Source organism: Vreelandella nigrificans (assembly GCF_002374315.1).
GTDB lineage: Bacteria > Pseudomonadota > Gammaproteobacteria > Pseudomonadales > Halomonadaceae > Vreelandella > Vreelandella nigrificans.
On sequence record NZ_NWUX01000014.1, the window covers coordinates 13,392 to 37,555 of the forward strand.

Here is a 24,164-nt window from a genome sequence, read left to right on the forward strand (position 1 = left end):
AGATGCGCTATACAACAGCCGCATGACTTACTTAATTTACCCAATTAACTTAATTTTATGTAGATGCCCGTAATTAAGTGTATTAGCTACGTCAGAGACTAAGACAAGGATGCGATATGAACGGTGACAACACGCTTGGCAGTGAGGAGCTACTCAAACATCTATCTAGCTTAACGCAGTCGCTTGAAACGGTGCTTAGTGGAAACGCAGCGCTCGAACCACTTGAGTGTGCGTTGTCTAGCCATGATGTCCTAACTGAAGAGCTAGCCTCACTGGGCATGTCCTCTGCTGTCGCTGAGGTACTGGAACGCATCGAGCGCTTTATTATCGAACAAGCTCTCGCCTTATACGAAATAGCTCAATCAACCCAACAGCAAAGCCATATTGTCGATTGCTTTGCCCGCCACTTGTTAGCGGTTGAAGGCATTGGCCCAGCCACGGCAAAGCAACTATTTGAAGCTAACATAGCGTTTCCCGAACAACTATTTGAGCTTTCCCCCAAGGAGATAGCTGACCTGCCACTTCCTCCCGCCAGTCACGCACGGGTAACAGCCCTCTATGAGGAGCATGCAGCTAATCAATAACCTCTCTAGGCGCTGCCAGCGCATAACCGTGATACACTGGTGACGGTGTATCACGGTTATTTTTAGCGCCACCCCGTCACCTCCGAGCAAGACCTACTTTTTTTATCTAGGTCTTTATTGGCAAATAAATGACCGCCGCGGCTGCGAACTTTATCTGGCATATTTCACAGCCGCGACGGTGGATCATCCTCGCTTTTATGAACATTACGTCCAGTAACCGCCCTGCGCATCAGGGCTGCTTGCTAGGCGATTGCGGAGAACGCATGAGCTTTTCTGAACTTGGTCTGCACGACGATTTACTACGCGCTGTTACTGCGCAAGGCTATACCCAGCCAACGCCTATTCAAATAAAGGCTATCCCCGTCGTACTAGAGGGACGTGACCTGCTCGCCAGTGCACAAACTGGTACTGGTAAAACAGCGGGCTTTACGCTGCCTATGCTGCAGCGCCTCGCCAATGGCAAACGCCCAGGCAGACGCCAAGTAAGGGCATTGGTATTAACGCCAACGCGAGAACTTGCCGCCCAGGTAGGTGAAAGCGTTTCAGCTTACGGCCAACATTTAGCACTACGCTCACACATTATTTTTGGCGGCGTAGGCCAACAGCCTCAAGTGGATGCCCTCAAAGCAGGCCTTGATGTTTTGGTGGCTACCCCAGGAAGACTGCTTGACCTTCATCAGCAAGGTCACGTCGACTTATCTGCTGTGGAAATTCTCGTTCTTGATGAAGCTGATCGCATGCTTGATATGGGCTTTATCCATGACATTAAGCGCCTGCTTCGCCTGGTCCCCAAACAGCGTCAAAATTTGCTATTCTCAGCGACATTCTCTAATGAAATTCAAGCACTAGCCCAACAGCTGCTGAACAACCCAGCGCTGATTGAAGTCGCGCCGCGCAATACAACTGCTGAAAAAATTGAACAGGCCATTTATCGAGTCGACCGTGATAAGAAGCGGGAGCTCTTAGCCCACTTAATCCAGCAGCATGGCTGGTTCCAAGTGCTCGTTTTCACGCGGACTAAACATGGCGCAAATCGTTTAGCAGAGCAGCTTTCTAAACAAGATATTCCTGCCATGGCGATCCACGGTAATAAAAGCCAGGGAGCCAGAACACGGGCACTTGGCGCATTCAAGAGCGGTGATCTACAAGTCCTAGTGGCTACCGATATCGCAGCACGAGGTCTAGATATCAATGAACTACCCCACGTAGTTAACTTCGACCTGCCTAATGTCGCCGAAGATTACGTGCACCGCATAGGCCGCACAGGACGGGCTGGCAGTAATGGTGAAGCCGTATCTTTGGTCTGTGTGGATGAGCATGGCTTACTCAGCAATATCGAGCGGTTAATTAAGCAAACCCTGCCAAAGCGCATTGAGCCAGGCTTCGAACCTGACCCCAACGCCAAGCCCGAGCCAATTGAAAATGGTCGCCGCGGCCAGCGGCAGCCTCGCGCTAATCGCAAACCAGAAGGACAAGCCGCTAACGCAGGTGGCGAACGCCGTCGCCGCGCCCGCCGCTAGCCCATTGCCAAGGAATATGCAAAGGTTATCATCTTGCATATTCCAGCATTACAGCTGAACTGATTTATGGAGTTATTATGGCGTCAACGCAACTTATCAATGACTATCGTCAATGGCTGGCTTTTCAGCGCCAGGAGCAGCTAAGCCGCGAACATCAAGGCATTTCACAGCGTTTAGAAGATGCTCGAGCATCAGCAGTACAAGTGCTCCAGGCATATCGCAGCATGGCGGAAAAAGCATCTATAGAAGGTGCCTGCTACCGTACGCTTTTTCTACGTGAGCGCGACAGCAATGATGCCCTCCCCTGCGAAGGCTGGCTGTTTGTTCGCCGCGTCTTAAGCGAGGCTAATAGCACGCGCGTACGAGTTACTCTGATTGAAACATTTACCCTTGAAGAGGGCGTTATCGCTTTAGGTGACAAACCTGCGCGCAAACTGACCCTGGAAATCTACGATAAATTAGACATTAATAAGGGAATGCGTACTCAGGTGCGGGTAGACTGCCTGGACACTCCGCAGGACTACCACTTCATTACGATGTTAGATGCAGTGCGCGGTGACCTGCGCCCCTATCTAAAATAAGCATCCTTTATGATTTCACGTCGTGCGCTAACGTTCATCTTACTGATGTTCGTAGTTGGGCTTAATTTACGTCCTGCCATGTCGTCAGTTGCTCCGCTGTTAACTCGCTTGCAGGAAACAGCAGGGCTAACGCCCGCAGCTGCGGGTATGCTAACGACATTGCCAGTACTATTTTTAGGCCTATCAGCGCCTCTTGCGCCACTGCTAGCCCAGCGCCTTGGCAGCGAACGAGCACTAAGTGCCGCACTGATATTGTTAGCTAGCGGGCTAATACTACGTGGCTTGCCAGTGTCTGGCAGCCTGTTTATTGGCTCTGCGATGGCTGGTGCTGCTATTGGTGTTGGCGGTACGCTTTTGCCTGCGCTGGTCAAACGAGAGCTACCTGAAAGTGCCGATCTTCTGACTGGGCTATACACCATGGCACTATGCTTTGGTGGCGCCCTCGGCGCCGGGCTTAGCGTGCCCCTTATGCACTGGCTAGGCAGTTGGCAACTGAGCTTAATGAGTTGGTCGCTGTTGGCTTTTGCCGCATTACTTCTATGGATCGCAAAAGCACCCAGCCCTCAACGCCTTCAAATAGCGACTTCGTCACAAGCAAAGCTATTGCATTTATTGCGTAAACCGCTCACTTGGCACGTAATGCTATTTATGGGCATTCAGTCCTCTATGGCGTATATCGTGTTTGGCTGGCTGCCGACACTGTTAGTTGATCGTGGCTACAATGAAGCAGCCGCCGGTTGGACAATGGCAGTTTCCATCATGTGCCAGCTAGGCTCCGCTCTAGGTGCTCCCTGGCTGGCACGGCTAGGTAAAGACCAGCGTCCTGCGCTGCTGTTAGTACTATTTAGTACCGCACTAGGACTCTGGATGCTGCTTATTGCGCCAATGGCCTGGAAGTGGCCGGGCGCCGTGCTACTAGGACTAGGCCAAGGGGGCAGCTTTAGCTTGGCTCTTAGCTTACTGGTATTAAGAACCGCCAATTCACGACTAGCCGGCCAGCTTTCCGGCTTGGTTCAGGGTGGAGGCTACACCCTCGCAGCCTTAGGGCCATTTGGTGTAGGCATTATGCTACAGACAGGAGCTAAAACAGCTGATATTGCTTGGTTGCTTATTTTATTAATTTTAATCTGCTGCGGGTTTGCTCTGCTAGCTGGCCGTCAACAAAAATTAGACGACCAATCAGGCGAACTGCTGGTCCATCGCTGCTAATCCAGTCCCGGCCAGCACCTGGGCGCAGCATGCGCATATACTAGGATACAGTTTTGAGCTCGATACTCCCTTCGGCAAGTACAGCCCCTGCCCAAGAACGCCTATTGGTTATTTACACAGGCGGCACTATCGGCATGCTCCAACAGGCTAATGGTCTCACGCCAGGCGGTAATTTTACTAACCGCTTACAGCAGGCACTGAGTAAACTCTCCTTGGCTCAGCAGCAGGCTATACCTGCCTATGATGTGATGAGCTATGACTCACTCATCGACTCAAGTGCCGCCACCCCACTGAACTGGCAACAGCTAGCAAAAGATATCGCCAGCAACCTGACAGCATACTGTGGCTTTGTGATCATTCATGGAACCGACACGCTTAGCTGGACCGCCGCTAGCCTTGCCTACCAACTTCAAGGGCTAGACCGCCCTGTGGTTTTAACCGGCGCTATGCACCCCCTGGAAGCCCCCAATAGCGATGCGCTAGCCAACGTATACGGCGCATTTCGTTTCGCCGCCCAGCCAGCTCTTCAAGAAGTAGCTATCTATTTTGCGAACCGGCTGCTACGCGGCGTGCGAACTATTAAGCAACACACTGAAGCCAACAATGCATTTAGCTCTCCCAACTATCCGCTAATTGGCGAACGAGTGGGAGACGACTTTGTGTATTACCCCAGCAGAGGACTTGCTCGTCAGCAACGTGGTGCACCACGCTTTGAACTCGCCGACTACCAACCGGTAGCCCAAGGTGAAATATCAAGGGTTGTGCTTTGGCCCGGCATAAGCGCTTGGCAACTGCACGCTCTGATTGCAGAGCCCCGCATAAAAGGTTCGCTGTTACAACTATGGGGAGCAGGCAATTTACCCAACAACCCTGAGTTACTCTCGGTGATAGCCAGTGCTTGCGGAGAAGGCAAGCTGATAGCGGCTATTAGCCAGTGCCCCCAAGGTGGTACCCATTTAGGTGCTTATGCAGCGGGCCATGGACTAGCCGATGCCGGAGTACTTCCAGGCGATGATATGACGCCTGAAGCCGCTTACACCAAACTAGTGCACCTTGTGGCACAACCACTACCTATTGAGGACCGGCGGCGTCAGTTTTTAACGCCACTGGTAGGAGAACGCTGAAACGTTAGAGTAATAGGCACTGGCATCCTTGTTCATTCACGCTATGTTTAAGGGTAGGCTAACCGAAGGGAAGGAAAGAATAATATGGAACAACCTGTACATCACTTTAGCGAGCTTTTTGAGCAGTTGGGGCTACGTTCTGATGCAGAGTCCATCGAACGCTTCATACAACTCCACTCCCCTCTGCCTAAAGATATGCCACTAGCGAATGCGCCTTGCTGGAATGAGGGCCAATCCGACTTCCTTCGTGAATCAATTGAAGAGGACGCTGACTGGGCAGAGGTAGTAGACCACCTAGATGCATCAATGCATAAAACGGCATAGCTCGCCGTCATTGTATACTTCTATTAATACCAGCTTGTTATAGTTAATACCGGATTGTTATCGTTAACACCTGCGCGCCGATTCTACGCGGCGCCTATACCACCCACCTAACAACAGCAGTAGGGTCAGCGCTAAAAGCGGTAGTATTACCTCGAACTGCAATGCATTCTCCTCTTCAATCGCCTCTAGCGCACCGTAAATCGCGCTACTATACACCGCCCACTTCACAGATAAGCCGATAGCAGCCGCAATTAAATAGCGACTCAACGAAATCCGCCGCAACCCTGCTGCGAAGTTAATGACAGAGTGCGGAAAGCCCGGAAGAACACGCAACGCACACTGAGTAAAGAGATCACTACGCGCCTCAAGTGTTTCCATTACCTTGAGCGTTAACCCCTTAGGGTTCCATCGATCACCAGCATTGGCTGCTAATTGATAAGCCCCCCATGCCCCCGCCACACTGCTCAGGGTCAGCATCAGCGTAGCGATCATCGGCGGGTAAAAGGGAGCTATCAACCAAAGGCCTATGCTCCCCGGCAAACCAATAGCCAGGGTAATTGCCATGGTGATCATTACCCCGATGATCACCACCGGATGATGCGACATAGTAGCCGCCCAATGTTTAACTGCCATTAAATCGGGTGAGCACCATAACCATACATAAGCAAGCATTGCTACTACCGCAAAACCGGCGGCCCAACGCCAGGAGTATTGAAGAAATTTATTCATGTAATCGGGCTTCGACTCGTTCAAGTATTTGTCGACTAACCTTACCTACTAAAGGCTTGGCAGCCTTGTTAACCGCTTTTTCCATTAAGCGATTACGAATTTCATAACGTAACGTTAACTCCACCTCAGTACCCTCTGGTACTGCACGCAATTGGTAACGCCCCTGATTTTTCACACCTTCCAGTGACTCCCATGCCAGGGTATGAGGCGACTGTATTTCAGTCACTTTCACATCAAATGACCAATCCACTCCAACCGCCCGCACATGCCAGCGATAGCAATCATTACCCAAGATATCAATTGAGCGGATTAGATCGGAGTAATCCGCAAAATCCTCAACTCGGCGCAATAGCTCAAACACTCGCTCTGGTGGGGCTTTAACAATTTCACTATGTTCTATGGTGGCCATGAGTTCATCTCTTACGGCTAGGCATATAGCTTAACATGCCAAACCATACCGACATACACAACGAGGCTGCCTACCAACTGCCCCCTGGTCAGACACTCTGACATTGCGTACACTGCCGCACTTCCGGACCGGACCCCGGATCAAAGCGATGCGCAAGCACCCAATAAATTCTCCGAACAATGAGTATTCATTATGTTGCTATCCCCTGCTTCTGACGTTAACGCGTCTTCTACCGTTGTGATTTACTCCGGAGGTATGGACTCCTTCACCGTACTTCATCGCGCCATTCAAGAAGGACTGAATGTCCACGCTCTTTCGTTTGATTATGGACAACGCCATGCACGAGAGTTGGTCACGGCTCGAGAAGTTTGCCGGCAGCTCAAAGTACCCCATCAAGTGGTCGATATACGTGCCATTCACGGCCTAATTGACAACTCTGCATTAACCAACAGCTCCATTGCCATGCCAGAAGGCGATTACGCGGCAGATAATCTCCGCGCTACGGTAGTACCTAATCGCAATATGATCCTACTCTCACTAGCGATTGCCAAAGCAGTCAATATCGGCGCTTCACGTGTGGATTATGGTGCCCATGGCGGCGATCACATTCTCTACCCTGATTGCCGCCCTGAGTTTGTTGACGCAATGAATCATGTATCAGGCATTGCCAATTTTGAGCCAGTGCTCATTCATGCACCTTATCTAAAGTCTACGAAAGCCGATATTCTACGTGACGGCCTCGCCATGGGACTGGACTATCGACATACCTGGACCTGCTATGAAGGGCGTACATTGGCTTGTGGTAAGTGCGGGAGTTGCTTAGAGCGCCTGGCCGCTTTTACCGCCAACCACGCTACAGACCCACTGGAGTATGAACACAGTACTGCCCAGGTAACGAGCTGATGTACCATATAAAAGAAGCGTTCTATACACTCCAGGGCGAAGGGGCTCAAGCAGGCCGGGCAAGCGTTTTTTGCCGCTTCACCGGCTGCAACCTTTGGTCTGGCCGTGAGATTGACCGCGCCAATGCTCAGTGCACTTTTTGCGATACCGATTTTATTGGTACCGACGGTATTAACGGTGGCCGCTTTACTACCCCAAACGCGCTTGCCGAGCACCTCAATGCTCTTTGGCCTCAGCACAATACGCGCGCCACACCCTATGTTGTGTTCACGGGCGGCGAACCACTTTTACAGTTAGATACTCCGCTAATTACAGCGATGCATGACTACGGCTTTGAAGTTGCTGTAGAAACCAACGGTACTTTACCCCCGCCACCGGGCATTGACTGGCTGTGCGTAAGCCCTAAAGGCGCTAATACCCTAGCCATTACACAGGGGGACGAATTAAAACTGGTCTACCCCCAGTCTAAGGCGCTACCAGAAAAATTTGCGCCATTAGGCTTTAAACACTTCTTTTTACAGCCGATGGACCGTGGAAACCCACAGGTAAATGCTGAAACAGTGCATTTGACTACCGCTTACTGCATGGCAAATCCGCAGTGGCGCTTATCGCTCCAAACGCACAAAATTGCAGGATTTGATTAATGTCACTATTTGTAAACCATTTAACCCATATTGATGTGTCACTATGGTCTCCTGAGAAAGGCTTAATGGGCTGCAGTTGGCAAGTAGACGCCCTATTGGATGGAGAGCTGGGTGAAGATGGTATGCTGTTTGATTTTGGTGAGGTAAAACCCTGGATCAAACGAACGCTAGACAATGGCCTTGACCACACATTACTGGTACCAATTAGTGCGCCAGGTATTACAGTCAGTGATTGTGATGAAGGCCTGTGCATTCGTACTAACACCCCTTATCCAATGGAAGTACGTGGCCCAGCAGAAGCATTTACCCTTTTGCCCTGGGAAACGATTACGATCGAAGATGTTGCCGACCTATTGAGTGACACATTAACTAAGCAGCGCCCTGCCAACGTTCATTATGTAAAGCTCAACTTAAGTGATGAAGCGATTGAAGGCGCAGCCTATGGCTATAGCCATGGTTTGAAACGCCACCTTGGAAACTGCCAACGCATTGCCCATGGCCATCGCTCACGGCTTTACATTTGGCAATCAGGAGAGCGTCAACCGTCTCTTGAGCAGCAGTGGGCTGACTGGCTCGATAATCGTTATTTACTCGAAGAAGCAGATATAGCGCACCAGGATGAAGAAACTCTGACATGCCATTATGGCGCTGCCCAGGGTAGGTTTACGATTACTTTGCCTCTAGAGCGCTGCTGCGTATTACCTAAACCAACCACTGTCGAGAATATTGCTGCATGGCTCGCCGCCCAAGTTGCTGAACAGTGTGAAAAATCAACTTCGGTACAGGCATTTGAAGGGATTAACAAGGGCGCCATGGCTGACGCATTAACATGAACAGCAGGACATCTTCTCCTCAACCAGCGCAGTGTCGAGCTGGTTGCGGCGCATGCTGTATAGCACCATCGATAACATCCCCTATTCCCGGCATGCCTAACGGCAAGCCGGCTGGGGTCAGGTGTGTCCAATTGAGCGACGACAATTTGTGCAAACTGTTTGGCGAACCTAGCCGCCCCGCCGTGTGTGAGAACTTCAATTTTGATGGTGAAATATGTGGCGAGCACCGAGTACAGGCGCTCGCCACAATTGCATGGCTTGAAAGCAGTACGGCTTAAGCTGCTGCCAAGTGGCCGTTATATTTCAGAAGCCGCTTTAGTTCTCAACGTTAGCTCTCAACACTCAATACGTGGGAGCGCCGATCTAATAGACTCACCCAACGCACTAACACAGGTGCATCGCTATGGCTGACATCACCTAACAAAGCCCTGAATGCTTCTTTGGCCTGCTGGTCACTAGGAGCAATGCGCGTTAACCAAAACTCCAATGCAGCCAACTCCTGATGGCGGTTGCCATGCTCACGCGACTGGTGAATCGCCATTTCTGCAAGCGCTCTCACCTCATTAGCGGGATGCCCCAATAAATCGCGGACTTTAGCTAGTTGGGTGGCTATTTCAGGTAAAAACAGCGTCGTCCGCTCTCGCGCAATAACCAAGCACTGATCGAGATAGTCTTCTGCCGCTGCTAACTCCCCTAGCGCGATGCATGCATCGGAGTACCACAGCACAGGTCTCTGAAAACGATCACGGCCATTAAGCTCAGCCATTTGATCCAAACTATCACGCAGCTGCGCCAACCCACCTTGATCGCCTGATAATGCACGCTGCCAACCCAATACACCTTGGGCGGAAATTTGCCAAAGCTGTAAATCTGGTGTCTCCGTCATAGCAGCCGCACGCTCAGCATGTCGAGCGGCAAGATGTACATGGCCAAGTTGGCGGTATAACGCAGCAGCAAACAACAACGCCATAGCAAGGGTGCCTGGGTGACCTATTTTTTCTGCTAACCGTATCGCCGCAGAAACATGGCGTTCGGCACGCTGGTAATCTCCCCGCAAGCAGAGCGTCCACCCCTGGAAGCACGCCGCAGTTACCTGCGGGTGGTCAGAGAACGGCAGCCACTCAATCATCATTTGAGCGTTTAGTGGATCGATCTCATCAAGGTGGTCGTGTGCCTGCTGTATACGTCCCGCCCAGTACTCGCAATGGGCTCTGGCGTAGTCGGCCAGCCTACGATAGCGGGGGTCTTCCAAGCGCTCAGCAATATCGGCCAAGGTAGATGCTAATGCGAACGCATCCGCGTGCGCATAACGCTGGCTACGGCCGACCCACAACCCCCACTTAACCAAGAAAATTTGTTCTAGATCTTCTGGGTCCCCAACAGGGTCACTACACGATTGCCGCAATAGCTCTCTGGCACGTACAAAGCTTTCATGGGCCGTGGGCGAACCATGTCCCTCAAGGGCAAAGGCTGCTTGCCCCCGTACGGTTAGCAGGCTTACCTCACGTTCAGCCTGATGTTCAACATGGCGTAGGCTAGCCAGTCCAAAGTCTGCCATACGCAGTGCGGTACGGTTGGCACTAACCTTTAGCGCCTCACGAGCGGCAAGTTCAAAGTAACGGGCCCCCCGAGCATAATGGCCGCTGCGTCGTAGGTGTGTAGCAAAATCTCCGGGGTGACGACTAATCCAAACGGGAAAACGATTTTCGATTAAGGTGACGACCTGCTGATGTAACTTAACCCTTACATCCCGAGGGCAGGAAAGATAAGCCGCTTCCTGCAACAATTGATGGCTAAATTGGTACTCGTGCTCACCACTTTCTTTATCTACCGGCTCAATAATTTCCAGCAGCCGCATATGCTCAACCGCTTGTGTCAGCCGAACTTTTTCCCAACCGCTGCATTCGAGCAGGAAGTCTAGCCTGAAGCGCTTACCTAACACCGCAGCCACATGGGCAATTTCACGGTCGCTTTCCAACTGATCAATCCGGCTAGCCAGCAGCCCCAGCAAGCCCTTTGGCAGCTCATCAAACTGCACACTACGCCCTTCCCGCCGATCCATATCCAAGCGACGGCAAATTTCCTGCATATACAACGGAACGCCATCACATCGCTCGATAATCTGATTGCGCAAACGTGGGCTTAAGTGAATTCTATAGCGCCTTGAAAGCTGAGAAAGCAAGCGCGACGACTGCAATGCATCGAGCCGACTAAGGCTGATTTGCTGATCCCAATGCAATTTGACAGGCAGTGGCTCACGCCCATGATGGCTGGCTACTAACATGAAAGCGGTATTAATGGGCAAGCGTGCCTGAAGCCCTGCCAACACTTTAAACGAAGGCTCGTCCAGCCACTGCAAATCATCGACCATCAGCACTAACGTTTTAGAGCCTGACTGTTGATCAATTAAGCGGTGCAGTAGACGCACCACTAACTCAACGGCTTCCCCGTTCTGCGTTAATTGAGTAATTTCCTGTACATCTCGAACACCTAACGCTTCTTCAAGCAGCTGCTGGCGTTGCTCGTCCAGGGGCTCCATAGACAAACGAGCCTGCAACTGTTGGATAGCCTCACCGCTAGGTGCTGCTTCCAGGAACCACGCCACCAGCGTTCGGGCAACACCATAAGGCTCTAACACCGAAAGACGAGTGGTAGGTTGCCAGCAAATAGCCGCATCGCGGCTAAGCTCTAGCTGGCGAAATCCGACCATTAAAGCGGATTTCCCCATGCCAGATGCGCCTCGAACCAAAACGCTCTGGCGCAGCCCGATGCCTGCACGCGCTAAGGCGTCGCGCAGCGTACGTAGCGATGTTTCACGCCCAACCAAACTTGGCGGTAAAGCGTCTCTACCGCCCTCATTCTGCCCTAATACTAGTGCACGCAACCGAACACGACCGTCGCTAGCGACCAGCCGTGCTACCAAGCGGGGCTGCAAATCCAGCGCGGGAGGCATATGCTGGCTCGACTCTTGGGAGATCACCAGCTCACTGCCTTCAGCTGCACTCATGAGCTCTAGCGACACCTGGGTGACTTGCCCAAGAGGGTCCGCCAGCTGTCGCTCAGGCAAGTAAACTACTCGCCCGCTATGCAGCCCAGCAGCTAGTTCAAATTTGGGTGGCTCACCCTCACCGGTCCAGTGCCGCGTAGATTCTTGCGGCAACGCCAAACGGCAGTGCTCATAAAGAGCAACCAACTCCGCCAGTTGATGCGCAGGACCGTGGGTACCAAAGCACGCCAGCCCTAAACCTCCCGTTGCACCTGGCAACCAAAAACCACCTAAGTGGTGACATTGCTGCTCTAACCAACGTAACAACTCTAGCTGTAATGCTAAGCAGTTACGCGTTGCGGCACGCTCTTGCCAGTCACCTTGTAGCCGTAGTCTTATGGCCATAACAGAGAGTTGGCGAAGCTCAATTTCATCTTCACGAAGAGGCTTACTGTCCGCAGCTAATGCTCGGGAAAAGGCCCCTTGAGGGCTAAGTGCACGTGGATCATGGTGCCCATCAGACCAATAGGTCGCCAGCTGTAAAAAACTAGGCTCAGGCTGCTGGCCAGAAAGCGCCAGTAATTGCAGGTAGCTATTATATTGCTCATGCGCCGCCGCCATCTGGTTCTTTTCAGCCAGTTGACGAACAAGGCGCTCATGAAAGGGACCATAGCCTGAGAAACGGCTCACCAGCCCTTCCAACATTTGGTCAGGCACATCAGAATGAGCATCCAATACCTGCTCAGCGAAGCGTATAACCCGTTGACGCCATTCGTTACGGACCTGCACTAGCCAACGCTGGAACTCGCTACAGTTCGCTAACTGCAGCTCTTCAATCAAGTCTCCTTGATAGCAACCCATGACAGCGTCAAGGGTGGCTAAATCACGCGATCCTTCGAGTAGCTGCTGTAGCTCGTGTAAATCAACACGCCAATGAGGAGGGAGTTGGAAAGCAATAGTTTGGCGAGATACGTTTAATACGTGCTCGGCATTATCCCCCATTGACTGGCGCAAGCAGTGCAGTGCGTGACGCAAGTTAGTTCTGCCAGATGATAACCCTTGGTCTGGCCAAAGCAGCTCTGCAAGCGCGGCACGATTCACCGGCTGGCGGTGCAACAACAAATAAACCAAGAGAGCTTTAACTTTGTCGTAACTGAAATGAGTTAATACATCTTCGCCTTGGGATAGCGAGAAATGGCCAAAAAGAGTCAGTTGGTCTGTCGGTTGAGCATCGCGCATGATACACATCCTGCCTAGACTAGCGGTGGCCTTGAGTAGGCACGCCACTATGAAAACGAAAAGCCGTATCTGGCGAAGTAATCAGCTCCGCTTCACGCGCTACGAAAAAGGCGATTCGTTCATCTAGCGAATCGGCTGTCTGCTGCCGTGCAAGCAATAAATAGTCTTCAAAATGGCGCCCTTCTGATTTCACCAGTGTGCGATAAAACCGAGCCAGCTCTTCATCTAAATAAGGTATTAAGCGTGCGAATCGCTCACAGCTACGCGCTTCGATTAACGCGCCTATAATTAGCAGATCAATCAACCTCTCAGGGTCGCTACTACGCATATGCTTACGCAAACCTTCCGCGTAGCGAGAAGCAGTGAGATGCTCATAGGCGACGCCCCGCTTTTCCATCAATACCACTACTTGTTCAAAATGCAGCAGCTCCTCGCGAGCCAGTTGCGACATTTTGCTCAGTAAAAGAGGCTGATCCACATAACGGTACAGCAAACTCATCGCCGTGGAAGCCGCCTTCTTCTCACATTGAGCATGATCAACAAGAAGTGTTTCAGGGTTAGCTAGTGCCCATTGCAACCATGAATCTGGCGTTGAGCAGGCAAGAAAATCATGAAGACTTTCCGGTAGTAAATCATCTGCTTGTAGCGAATGACCTACCGGTTGCAGTGCCGTTAATTGTATTGACATAACACCATTACCAAGCATTTATCTCACTATTGTACAATATCTAAACGCCAAAGACGTTTGCTCCCATGAAAAAACCGCGTAAGCCCATGCTACAGCTCGCCACTGAGTTCCAGAAGCTGAGGCTTAACTCAAGTAAATTCATAATCGACCACATTTACATAGACTGCAACTAATGTAACAACTGAGCATATATCGTTACACACCAGATACCTCGAAGCTCCACACTTCGGCGCTATCCAACCTGCTAGCCACATATTGAGAACAAGCAGCTTTAGAACGATCCAGCAACGATATGGTAACGCGGCATAACCATAATCACACTTACTCTCACCATATTCACACCTTGTCGGTAAAAAAATTTCAGTTTTCCGACCCAAAAGTACGATTCAGGAAACTAAATATCTGCTCATCAGCATAAAGTACAACGCGCCCAACAGCTTGCCACCTTAACATTGTCGACAGTTTCCCGTAGAATCCCAACCATCCACCAGACGCTGTTTGTCAAGCGTATGTCACGTGAGCGGGCGCATACTCAATACCGTGTGGGTATGTGTTCGACACCACTAAGAAGATGAGAGGGCCCCAACGTGCTTGAAGCTTACCGCCAACATGTCGAGGAACGCGCTGCTGAGGGCGTCCCGCCCAAGCCCCTGAACGCTGAGCAAGTCGCCTCCTTAATTGAATTGCTGAAAAATCCGCCAGCGGGTGAAGAAGAAGTCATTCTTGACCTGATCACTAACCGTGTACCGCCGGGCGTTGATGAAGCAGCTTACGTCAAAGCAGGCTTCCTAACTGCGATTGCCAAAGGAGAAGCCTCCTCTCCGCTAATCGATAAAGTACATGCCGTTAAACTGCTCGGCACCATGCAAGGCGGTTATAACATCGTCTCGATGGTAGAACTGCTAGATAATGAAGAGCTTGCCCGCGAAGCTGGCGAGCAGCTAAAGCACACTCTGCTAATGTTTGACGCTTTTCATGATGTTGAAGAGCGTGCCAAAAACGGCAACGCCGTCGCTAAAGACGTCATCCAGTCCTGGGCTGACGCTGAGTGGTTCCTGTCCAAACCGGCCCTGGATGAGAAAATCACCCTGACGGTTTTCAAGGTCCCAGGTGAAACTAACACCGACGACCTATCCCCAGCACCAGATGCTTGGTCACGCCCTGATATTCCGTTACATGCCAACGCTATGCTTAAAAACGAGCGCGAAGGTATTGTACCGGAAGTACAAGGCAGCACCGGCCCACTCAAGCAGATTGAAGAAGTGAAAGCCAAGGGTTTCCCGGTTGCCTACGTAGGTGATGTGGTAGGTACCGGCTCTTCACGTAAGTCTGCTACTAACTCCGTGCTCTGGTTCTTCGGCGACGACATTCCCTATGTGCCGAACAAGCGCGCTGGAGGCTTCTGCTTTGGCAGCAAAATTGCCCCGATCTTCTTTAACACTATGGAAGACTCTGGCGCGCTGCCAATTGAAATGGACGTAGCCAACTTGGCGATGGGCGACGTTATCGACGTTTACCCCTATGAAGGCAAAGTGTGCAAACACGGCACCGACGAAGTGCTCTCCACATTCGAGCTGAAAACTCAGCTGATTTTGGATGAAGTACGTGCCGGTGGCCGTATTCCACTGATCATCGGCCGCGGCTTGACTGGCAAAGCGCGCGAGTCTTTGGGCTTAGAACAGTCTGACGTTTTCCGCCTACCAGACCAACCAAAAGACACTGGCAAGGGCTTCACCCTCGCTCAGAAAATGGTCGGTAAAGCCTGTGGCCTAGAAGGCGTTCGCCCAGGTATGTATTGCGAACCCAAAATGACCACGGTTGGCTCTCAAGATACCACCGGTCCAATGACCCGTGATGAGCTAAAAGACTTAGCGTGTCTTGGCTTCCAAGCCGATCTGGTCATGCAGTCTTTCTGTCACACCGCTGCTTATCCAAAGCCGGTTGACGTCGACACGCACCACACGTTACCAGACTTCATTATGAACCGTGGTGGCGTATCACTGCGCCCAGGTGACGGCATTATTCACAGCTGGCTTAACCGCATGCTGCTGCCCGACACCGTAGGTACTGGCGGTGACTCCCACACCCGTTTCCCGCTGGGTATTTCATTCCCTGCTGGTTCCGGACTGGTTGCGTTCGCTGCGGCTACAGGCGTTATGCCATTAGACATGCCCGAGTCTGTACTAGTGCGCTTTAAAGGCACCCGCCAGCCGGGCGTTACGCTGCGCGATCTTGTTCACGCCATTCCGCTTTACGCTATTAAGAAAGGCCTTTTGACTGTCGAGAAGTCAGGCAAGAAAAATGCCTTCTCTGGCCGTGTACTTGAAATTGAAGGTCTAGAAGAGCTAACCGTTGAGCAAGCATTCGAGCTTTCTGATGCCTCTGCTGAACGCAGTGCTGCTGGCTGTACCATTACGTTGTCTGAAGAGAGCGTAACTGAGTATCTGAAATCTAACATCACACTGCTGAAGTGGATGATTGCAAACGGCTACGGCGACGAGCGTACCATTAGCCGCCGTATTGAGGGTATGGAAGCATGGCTTGCCAACCCGAGCCTAATGCGCGCTGATAAAGATGCAGAATACGCCGAGGTTATTGAAATCGACCTCAGTGAGATTAAAGAGCCTGTTCTTTGCGCTCCGAACGACCCAGATGATGCGCGCTTACTGTCTGAGGTTGCGGGCGAAAAGATCGATGAAGTATTTATCGGCTCATGCATGACCAACATCGGCCACTTCCGCGCTGCTGGCAAGCTGCTTGAGAAACAGCCTGCTGGCAGCCTGAAGACTCGCCTATGGCTGGCACCGCCAACTAAAATGGATCAGCACCAGTTGACCGAAGAGGGCTACTACGGTATCTACGGCCGTGCTGGTGCCCGTATGGAAATGCCGGGATGCTCACTGTGTATGGGTAACCAGGCACGCGTTGCGGCAAAAAGCACCGTTGTGTCTACGTCTACACGTAACTTCCCGAACCGTTTAGGTGATGGTGCCAATGTTTACCTCGCCTCAGCGGAACTGGCAGCGGTAGCCGCCGTAGAAGGCCGCCTGCCAAGCGTTGAAGAGTACCAGCGCTACATGAGTGAATTTGACGCTATGGCAGGAGAGATATATCGTTACATGAACTTCCATGAAATCGAGGAGTACCAAAAAATCGCCTCGAACGTGATTCCGGTTGCTCAAGAAGCGTAACACCTTGCTGCATCCACCCATCGCCGATGCTCGCACCATCACAGAAAAGGTGAAAACCACCTCTTTCTGAGTCGATGACCGAACGCCCCGCCCTGCTTACAGGACGGGGCGTTTTTATCAGTAGACTGATACCTAAGGAGCTTGTCATGACAACGACCCATGCGATCGCTACTCCGGATTTATGCGACACCTATCCAGACGTAACAGTTCTAGAGCCTATATTTGCTAATTTCGGTGGTATAGACAGCTTCTATGGCCCCATTCGCACGGTAAAGTGCTTTGAAGATAACTCCCTGGTTAAGCAGGCTGTTGCTGAACTAGGCGATGGAGCCGTGCTAGTCGTAGATGCTGGCGGATCTAACCGCTGCGCCATGCTGGGCGACATGCTGGCCGAGCAAGCAGCCAAAAATGGCTGGGCGGGTGTGGTGATGTTTGGCTGTGTGAGAGATGTTGATATTTTAGTGACGCTACCTCTAGGCGTGCAGGCACTTGGCAGCCATCCACGACGCAGCGAAAAACATGGCGAGGGGCAACGGGACATTCCAGTAACCTTTGCTGGCGCTACCCTACGCCCGGGCCAGTGGCTCTATGCTGATAATAACGGCATTATCATTGCGAATAAGGCGCTCGATTTATCTGAGTAGCACTTCTTGCCAGGCGTGGCAGATAGTGCCACCCTGGTGATTCACTCTGACTTTTTTCTGGCCATGCAACCGCTAAATCAATTAGGTTACGCGCTATTAAGAACCCTCCGCGATCATCTACGCCCACTGATTGCGTACCACCTGCTCTTCACGATACTCGCTACTGCTCTACTAGTCCCCCTTATTGCCTGGGCAGCACGGGCCGTACTAGCCCAGCTTAATCGCGTGGTGGTTACCAATGATGCACTGCTCAGCCTCCTATTTAGTCCACTAGGCCTATTAGCGATGCTGGTTGGGCTTGGCTTTACCTTCTTACTGATCTATTGGCAGCAAGCAGGCATGCTTATGGTAGCTGTCAAACCAAAAGACAATCATTACCAATTAGCCTTTGAGTCGTTGTGGCTAAGTACCCAACGCCTGCCTGCACTTGCCGGCTTAGTCATTTTGCAGGTAGGTGTACACCTATTATTACTGGCCCCCTTTATGGCAGGCCTGGCTTGGCTATATAGCGTCTGGCTAAGTGGGCTAGACCCCTATTACCTACAGCGCGTTCGCCCCCCAGTTTTTTGGTACTTCCTTGCTTGTGCATTACCCCTTGTCATTACCTGGGCTAGCCTTGCAGCATGGCTCTACTTACGTTGGTTGCTGGCTCTTCCACTGGTTACCTTGGAGGGCTACAGTCCCTATCATGCTCTAAAACGCAGCGTCGTTTTGACCCGAGGCTGGCACCGCTCTATTGGCATTGCAGTACTCGCACTACTTGCCGTTATTATCAGCTTGCCATTTATCACTACTTGGCTGTTTGACCTTATTGTTACCCCCCTTCTCTGGTGGCTTCCTGAGCATAACGCCGTTCTTATACCCGCCATGCTTGCCTATTTGACAAGCTACATACTAATTACATTAGCCATTACATTTTTAGGCATAGCAACCAACGCACTACTTTCAGCTTGCTTATACTTACAGCTTGCTTATCGAGAAGAGCGCCCCTCTCCCCGCCCACAGCAAGCACATCCAGGACGCTGGGCCTGGGCAGTAGAAATAAGCGTACTATTGATCGCGGCACTGCAAGCTTGGTGGATCCTTAATAGCTTTGAGATACGCGATAATGTTGCGGTTATTGCCCATCGAGGAAGCTCAATGGTGGCCCCCGAAAACACTCTGGCGGCCATAGATCAAGCTATGAACGATAGAGCAGACTACGTAGAGATAGATGTGCGCTTGAGCGCCGATAACCAGGTGATGCTTTACCATGATCGCACTTTGGCTCGGTTAACCGGAGACCCTCGTGAATTCGGTAATTTAACCAGAGAGGAACTAAGCCATTTTGATGTTGGCAGCTGGTTTGGCGATGCCTTTCAAAATGAAGCAATTGCAGGCTTGGACGAAGCCCTGGCATTAGTACGCGGACGTGCGGGATTAATGATAGATATGAAGCCCTTACCCGGTGAAGAGCTGGCACTTGCCCGTGCAGTTTTAGAAACACTCGACGCGGAGTCTGACATTCGTTATCGCTGCTGGGCAACACAAGAGAGCGCGCTGACCGCTGTTACTAGCTGCGGTTTTCCCAATGCCTTTATGGAGACACGCGTAGCCACGATGTCTCTAGATACAGTTAGTTATATAAAACAACAAGCACCTCAATTACGTGTCACCTTATTAGCGCAGTTGATATTACCTGGCACCCTGGACCGGCGCAGCTTTGATGCACTAGGCCTACGGCATAATCGCATCAATCGACAAGAGATTCGCCTCGCGGCTCTTTATGGCTACGAAATTCATGCATGGACAGTTAACGACCGTGCTCGTATGTCGACACTGATAGACCTGGGCGTCGACGCCATTATTACCGACTATCCCGATCGTCTACGTGAATTGATAGAAGACCGCCGCGCTTTAAGCGACGGCAGTCTAATGCTGGTAAAGCTACGTAACTGGCTTCGCGAATAGCTACTTTCCATTTATTCATCAGTGCTTGGCAAGCAGGCATCCAATAAGCGGCGGGGAGTTAGCCGCCGCTTATGTCGCTAATCTCCCATTACTACGCCTTCACGGCGAGGGTCTGCTCCACCAAACAGAGAGCCATCCTCTAAACGCATAATTGCCTGCAAACCACTCGTGAGATCCCGCTCATTTACAGTATGGCCACGCTCGCGCAGGGCTTCTATTGTGGCTTCAGAGAAGCGACCTTGCTCTACCGAAACATCCCCGCCCAAGGTAATCGCATGGGGTAAATTAAGAGCAGTTTGAGCGCTTAGCCCCCAATCACGCATAGCCACAAGCGTACGGGCCGTATAGTGAATAATTGCCGCCCCGCCGGGCGAGCCTAAACTGGCGACTAGCTCACCACTGTCTTGGTCGAAAACCAGTGTAGGGGCCATACTGGAGCGCGGACGCTTACCAGGCTCAACACGGTTAGCGACAGGCTCTCCATCAATTTCAGGAACAAACGAGAAATCGGTTAGCTCATTATTCAATAAGTAACCGCCGGGCAACCCTGTGCCACCATCAGCTAGTATGCGTGAGCCAAACGCTTGCTCAATGGTTGTTGTCATGGCAACGGCATTGCCCTCAGCATCTACAATACTGATGTGGCTAGTACCATATTCAGGTTGCTCTGGCTGGCTTGCAAAACTAACCGTTTGCTCCCCAGGGTTGCCAGGTTCAGCACCTTCGCCCATGCTTTCCTCGCCGATTAACGCACTACGATTTGCGAGGTACTCAGGCGCCAGCATTAATGACCAGTCCCCTCCTGGCGCCTCGACAAATGCCGGATCAGCAATATAACGACCACGGTCGGCAAAGGCTAAACGTGACGACTCCAAGAACTGATGCAACCAACCACTACTAGCAGCACCGTTATCTAGCGGTGCCTCTAACAGAGGCTGTTGATCCAGCATGCCTAAAATTTGCATGACAGTAATATGTCCCGACGAAGGCGGTGGGAAACCACAGACGTCCCACTGCTGCCAGGGAGTGCATAAAGGCTCACGCTCGAGCGCCTCATAACCGCTTAAATCATCAAGCGTCATTTCACCGGGTCGAGCCGAGTGCGTTTGCACTCTGTGAACCAAGTCTTCAGCGATATCGCCTTCATGCAGTGCTACGCTACCTTCACGAGCAATACGTCGAAAAATAGTAGCAAGCGCTGGATTTTTCAGGGTTTCTCCGACAGCTATCGGCTCTCCGCTGGCGTCATAATAAAAGGTGCTCGCCAAGGGGTCATGGCGCAGCGCTTCGTCATTAGCCAAGCTGGTATGTAGCCGCTGACTAACCGCGAACCCCTCTTCGGCAAGCACAATAGCTGGCTCAAAAAGCACTTCCCAAGAGAGTTGACCATGTTCTGCATGGGCTTTTTCAAGCATTTTCAGGGTGCCGGGAACCCCCACCGAAAGCCCGCTTGCCACCGCATCCATAAAAGCCAGTGGCTCACCATCCTCCATAAACAGCTCTCCAGTAGCTGCAGCAGGAGCCGTTTCACGCCCGTCATAGGCTTGGACATTCGAGCCATCGTAGTGCAACAAGAAAGCACCACCGCCAATACCACTAGACTGAGGTTCCACCAAAGTGAGCACCATTTGCACGGCAACCGCTGCGTCGACGGCATTGCCACCTGCTTTTAATACTTGATACCCAGCATCTGTTGCCAACGGATTTGCGGCTGCCACTGCAAAAGAAGAGGCCGCCCAGCCGGGCTTCTCTTCATAACCCGAGCCTACCTCAGGTGTTATTGCAGGTGCCTCATAGCTAAACCCCCAGCTATATAGAGGTATCAGTAGTAAGCTTGCAAACGTAAGTGTTGCTTTTTTTGAAACCACTCTTTTTGAAACCACTCTTTTTGAAACCATGGTTGCACTCCCGTAAGAATTCCTGATAGCTGCCCCACTCAGCATTTTAGCGGCTAAGCGCCTAAACACAGCCTTAGTCAGCAGAGATTTAGAAGGCCCTGCAAGTAATCTAAAATCCGTAGCCTATAAAACGCATACGCCCGGCACAATGGCCGGGCGGAAATTAACGCGTAAACTAATTGGCTCTAGGCGATAGTTTCACCTGCCAACATAAACCATGTTTCCAGTACAGCATCAGGGTTCAGTGACACTGAGTCGATCCCTTGCTCCATCAACCACTTTGCTAAGTCAGGGTGGTCGGAAGGACCCTGGCCACAAATCCCAACATATTTTCCCTGGGCTTTACACGCCTGGATTGCCATCGCGAGTAGCTTTTTCACCGCAGGGTTCCGCTCATCGAATAAGTGCGCCACGATTCCAGAGTCACGATCCAAGCCCAGCGTAAGCTGCGTCAAGTCGTTAGAGCCGATAGAGAATCCATCGAAGTGCTCAAGGAACTCATCAGCCAGCAGTGCATTGGCGGGCAGTTCACACATCATGATCACTTTGAGGCCATCAGGGTTCTCGAGGCCACCCCGCTTCAAACCATTGGCAGCAAGTAACCCAACCACTTCACGCGCTTCATCCGGGGTGCGTACAAAGGGCACCATGATTTCGACATTATCGAAACCCATCTCTTCACGCACTCGCTTGAGCGCTTGGCACTCCAGCTCAAAGCAAGGACGAAAAGCCTCAGAAATATAACGTGAAGCACCGCGGAAACCGAGCATCGGGTTCTCTTCACCAGGCTCATATAGCTTGCCACCGATGAGATTTTCGTACTCATTCGATTTAAAATCGGACAGACGCACAATCACCCGCTGAGGATGGAAGGCCGCCGCCAGTGTCGAAATACCTTCTACCAGCTTATCAACATAAAAACTGACAGGATCTGCATAGCCCGCCGTACGTAGGTCGATGACTTGCTGAAGATCGGCAGGCAGCGTGTCGTATTCCAGCAACGCTTTAGGATGCACACCAATCATACGGTTAATAATAAACTCGAGCCGAGCTAGGCCTACGCCTGCATGGGGTAAGCTGGCAAAACCAAAGGCGCGGTCTGGATTACCGACATTCATCATAATTTTGAAGGGGATTTCTGGCATGGCATCAACACTCGATACCTTACAATCAAATGCCAGTAGTCCTTCATAAACGTGACCAGTATCACCTTCGGCACAAGATACCGTAACGTCAATACCTTCTTTAAGCTGCGTAGTGGCGTCACCACATCCAACGACGGCAGGGATACCTAACTCGCGAGCAATAATAGCCGCATGGCAGGTACGACCGCCACGATTGGTCACAATGGCCGAGGCGCGTTTCATGATCGGCTCCCAATCGGGATCGGTCATATCGGTTACTAGCACATCACCCTCTTGAATTTTATCCATTTCATCAGGGCTCAGCACAACTTTTACAGCACCGCGCCCGATACGCTGACCAATTGCTCGGCCGGTGATCAGGGTGCGACCCTTCTCACGCAAATGGAATCGCTCAAGCTTGCCTCCCTCTTGCTGAGACACCACAGTTTCAGGACGAGCCTGAACGATGTAGAGCTTACTGTCATCGCCATCGAGCGCCCACTCAATATCCATAGGGCGCTGATAATGCTGCTCGATAGTCATCGCTTGATGGGCCAAATCCATCACTTGCTGGTCATTGATACAGAAGCGGCCACGATCTTGTAGTGGCACATCAACCGTTTCTACCGATTTACCCGCACTTGCATCCTGACCGTAAACCATTTTGATCAGCTTGGAACCAAGCGTGCGGCGCAACACAGCTGGGCGCCCAGCAGCTAGTGTGGGCTTATGAACGTAAAACTCATCTGGGTTAACTGCCCCTTGCACAACCGTTTCACCCAGCCCCCAGGATGCCGTAACAAATACTGCATCACGGTAGCCAGACTCGGTATCCAAGGTAAACATAACCCCAGAAGCGCCTGTTTCAGAACGCACCATTTTCTGCACACCCGCCGACAACGCGACGTTCTCGTGAGCATAACCCCGGTGCACACGGTAAGAGATAGCCCGATCGTTGAACAGCGAGGCAAACACTTCATGTACCGCATGCTTGATGTTGTCGAAACCCTCAATGTTAAGGAAGGTTTCTTGTTGACCAGCAAAGGAAGCATCGGGCAAGTCTTCAGCAGTGGCGGAACTACGCACCGCGACCTTCAAGTTGGGATGTTGGGTTTGCAGCTGCTCGTAAGCGCCACGAAGGGCCTCTTCAAACACTGGCGGCAAAGGCGTATCAATAATCCACTGGCGAATCATGCTGCCCGCCTTGGCTAGCGCCTTAACATCATCAACGTCCAGGCGTGCCAGAGTGGCATTGATACGGTCATTCAGCCCTTCATGGGAAAGAAATTCACGGTAGGCATGCGCGGTTGTGGCGAAACCACCCGGCACTGTCACACCAACACCCGATAAATTGGAAATCATTTCCCCAAGCGAGGCGTTTTTACCACCCACGCGTTCGACGTCTGCCATGCCCAGCTGATCGAACCACAGAATGTACTCTTCCACGCTACCCCCTCGCTTTTAGACTTCTTTGCGGCCTACCAGGCCGACACTGAATGACCGTGCCACCCTAGCACCGTGGCAGGGTATTCGCCATTGGTCTAACAGCGAAGGGGGTGGAGGATTTTTACAACAAAGGCGCTT

General features: G+C 51.6%; 19 protein-coding genes. 13 read left to right on the forward strand and 6 right to left on the reverse strand.

The window, feature by feature from the left end; all coding sequences use genetic code 11:
- Positions 1-116: 116 nt before the first annotated feature.
- The 6 genes from CPA45_RS14595 to CPA45_RS14620 all read left to right on the forward strand — a co-directional run bounded on the left by CPA45_RS14595 (position 117) and on the right by CPA45_RS14620 (position 5,342).
- Complete coding sequence (locus CPA45_RS14595) at positions 117-584, forward strand: helix-hairpin-helix domain-containing protein (protein ID WP_096652679.1); 468 nt, start codon at positions 117-119, stop codon at positions 582-584.
- Positions 585-847: 263 nt separating this feature from the next.
- Positions 848-2,104, forward strand: coding sequence for a DEAD/DEAH box helicase (locus CPA45_RS14600; protein ID WP_096652874.1), 1,257 nt, complete (start codon positions 848-850; stop codon positions 2,102-2,104).
- Between the two features lie 77 nt (positions 2,105-2,181).
- On the forward strand, positions 2,182-2,685 hold the full coding sequence (locus CPA45_RS14605) for a hypothetical protein (RefSeq protein ID WP_096652681.1): 504 nt from the start codon (positions 2,182-2,184) through the stop codon (positions 2,683-2,685).
- A 9-nt stretch (positions 2,686-2,694) separates the two neighbouring features.
- Positions 2,695-3,894 carry an MFS transporter gene (locus CPA45_RS14610; protein WP_096652683.1) on the forward strand — a complete coding sequence of 400 codons (1,200 nt, stop codon included), beginning with the start codon at positions 2,695-2,697 and terminating at the stop codon, positions 3,892-3,894.
- A 53-nt stretch (positions 3,895-3,947) separates the two neighbouring features.
- Positions 3,948-5,018 (forward strand): asparaginase, encoded by a 1,071-nt coding sequence (locus CPA45_RS14615; RefSeq protein WP_096652685.1) that lies wholly within the window; start codon positions 3,948-3,950, stop codon positions 5,016-5,018.
- 84 nt (positions 5,019-5,102) lie between these two features.
- Positions 5,103-5,342: a DUF2789 domain-containing protein gene (locus CPA45_RS14620; protein ID WP_096652687.1), complete on the forward strand. Its 240-nt coding sequence runs from the start codon at positions 5,103-5,105 to the stop codon at positions 5,340-5,342.
- 63 nt (positions 5,343-5,405) lie between these two features.
- Here the strand turns inward: CPA45_RS14620 and CPA45_RS14625 are convergent, their stop codons facing one another.
- Together CPA45_RS14625 and CPA45_RS14630 are read right to left on the reverse strand one after the other, a co-directional pair.
- Positions 5,406-6,071, reverse strand: a complete 666-nt coding sequence (locus CPA45_RS14625) for a TVP38/TMEM64 family protein (RefSeq protein WP_096652689.1) — start codon at positions 6,069-6,071, stop codon at positions 5,406-5,408.
- A complete protein-coding gene (locus tag CPA45_RS14630; RefSeq protein WP_096652691.1) occupies positions 6,064-6,480 on the reverse strand; it encodes an SRPBCC family protein in 417 nt (138 codons plus the stop codon). Before CPA45_RS14630 ends, CPA45_RS14625 begins: the two co-directional genes overlap by 8 nt.
- A 192-nt stretch (positions 6,481-6,672) precedes the next feature.
- On the opposite strand from CPA45_RS14630, the gene queC reads away from it, so the two are divergent.
- From queC to CPA45_RS14650, 4 genes are read left to right on the forward strand one after another with little or no spacing between them, the layout of a single operon-like run.
- Entirely contained in the window at positions 6,673-7,383 is a 711-nt protein-coding gene (gene queC, locus CPA45_RS14635) for a 7-cyano-7-deazaguanine synthase QueC (protein WP_096652693.1), read from the forward strand.
- Positions 7,383-8,027 (forward strand): 7-carboxy-7-deazaguanine synthase, encoded by a 645-nt coding sequence (queE, locus tag CPA45_RS14640; protein ID WP_096652695.1) that lies wholly within the window; start codon positions 7,383-7,385, stop codon positions 8,025-8,027. The genes queC and queE overlap by 1 nt, the downstream gene beginning before the upstream one ends.
- Positions 8,027-8,860: a 6-carboxytetrahydropterin synthase gene (locus CPA45_RS14645; protein ID WP_096652697.1), complete on the forward strand. Its 834-nt coding sequence runs from the start codon at positions 8,027-8,029 to the stop codon at positions 8,858-8,860. Before queE ends, CPA45_RS14645 begins: the two co-directional genes overlap by 1 nt.
- A complete protein-coding gene (locus CPA45_RS14650) occupies positions 8,857-9,138 on the forward strand; it encodes a YkgJ family cysteine cluster protein (protein WP_096652699.1) in 282 nt (93 codons plus the stop codon). Before CPA45_RS14645 ends, CPA45_RS14650 begins: the two co-directional genes overlap by 4 nt.
- 50 nt (positions 9,139-9,188) lie before the next feature.
- On the opposite strand, the gene CPA45_RS14655 is transcribed toward CPA45_RS14650, so the two are convergent.
- Positions 9,189-13,085, reverse strand: a complete 3,897-nt coding sequence (locus CPA45_RS14655; protein ID WP_096652701.1) for an ATP-binding protein — start codon at positions 13,083-13,085, stop codon at positions 9,189-9,191.
- Between the two features lie 19 nt (positions 13,086-13,104).
- Positions 13,105-13,773 carry a MiaE family protein gene (locus tag CPA45_RS14660; RefSeq protein ID WP_096652876.1) on the reverse strand — a complete coding sequence of 223 codons (669 nt, stop codon included), beginning with the start codon at positions 13,771-13,773 and terminating at the stop codon, positions 13,105-13,107.
- Between the two features lie 587 nt (positions 13,774-14,360).
- Between CPA45_RS14660 and acnB the strand changes: the two genes are divergently transcribed.
- From acnB to CPA45_RS14675, 3 genes are all read left to right on the forward strand, one after another.
- Positions 14,361-16,964, forward strand: a complete 2,604-nt coding sequence (gene acnB / locus CPA45_RS14665; RefSeq protein ID WP_096652703.1) for a bifunctional aconitate hydratase 2/2-methylisocitrate dehydratase — start codon at positions 14,361-14,363, stop codon at positions 16,962-16,964.
- 146 nt (positions 16,965-17,110) lie between these two features.
- Complete coding sequence (gene rraA / locus CPA45_RS14670) at positions 17,111-17,608, forward strand: ribonuclease E activity regulator RraA (RefSeq protein WP_096652705.1); 498 nt, start codon at positions 17,111-17,113, stop codon at positions 17,606-17,608.
- A 6-nt stretch (positions 17,609-17,614) separates the two neighbouring features.
- Positions 17,615-19,558: a glycerophosphodiester phosphodiesterase family protein gene (locus CPA45_RS14675; RefSeq protein ID WP_096652707.1), complete on the forward strand. Its 1,944-nt coding sequence runs from the start codon at positions 17,615-17,617 to the stop codon at positions 19,556-19,558.
- 77 nt (positions 19,559-19,635) lie between these two features.
- Here CPA45_RS14675 and ggt read toward each other — a convergent pair whose 3' ends face one another.
- Positions 19,636-21,456 (reverse strand): gamma-glutamyltransferase, encoded by a 1,821-nt coding sequence (ggt, locus tag CPA45_RS14680; RefSeq protein ID WP_096652709.1) that lies wholly within the window; start codon positions 21,454-21,456, stop codon positions 19,636-19,638.
- A 185-nt stretch (positions 21,457-21,641) separates the two neighbouring features.
- Complete coding sequence (gene ppsA / locus CPA45_RS14685) at positions 21,642-24,026, reverse strand: phosphoenolpyruvate synthase (protein WP_096652711.1); 2,385 nt, start codon at positions 24,024-24,026, stop codon at positions 21,642-21,644.
- Positions 24,027-24,164 lie beyond the last annotated feature (138 nt).